This window comes from Vibrio sp. 1562 (assembly GCF_033340155.1).
GTDB lineage: Bacteria > Pseudomonadota > Gammaproteobacteria > Enterobacterales > Vibrionaceae > Vibrio > Vibrio alginolyticus.
On record NZ_JAWOVY010000738.1, the window covers coordinates 1 to 528 of the forward strand.

A 528-nucleotide genomic window follows, 5' to 3' on the forward strand; every position below is an offset into this window, starting at 1 on the left:
GCTTGGTGCCGATTGCGTTCGGCACGATAAAAGCGGCTATGTTTGCGATGCTGTTTTCAGTGCCTTTGGCGGTGCTAGGCGCTATTTATACGGCGTATTTTATGTCGCCACGCATGCGTCGAGTGGTTAAGCCGTCCATTGAATTGATGGAAGCACTGCCGACCGTCATCATCGGTTTCCTTGCCGGGTTATGGTTTGCTCCGATAGTCGAAGACCATCTGATTACGGTCGTGGTGATGTTGTTTGTGTTGCCATTGAGCACCATGGTCATGGGGGGCTTGTGGGCTCTGATACCTCAATCTCTGCGTAATCGTCTACCTAATGGATGGCATGCGCTGGTTCTTATGCCAGTGATTTTACTGTTGATTGGTATCGGAGTTTGGATTTCTCCAAGTATTGAACAAACCTTCTTTGGTGGCGATATGCGTTTGTTTTTGACCAATCACGGGATTGGTTTTGATCAGCGTAATTCCTTGGTGGTTGGCCTTGCGATGGGCTTTGCCGTGATTCCTACCATTTTTACCATTG

Annotated in this window: 1 pseudogene; it reads left to right on the forward strand. The window is 48.5% G+C overall.

Features of this window, described 5'->3' with window-relative positions:
• Positions 1–528 (forward strand): annotated as a pseudogene (locus tag R7Z49_RS27385) (phosphate ABC transporter permease); the annotation flags it as partial.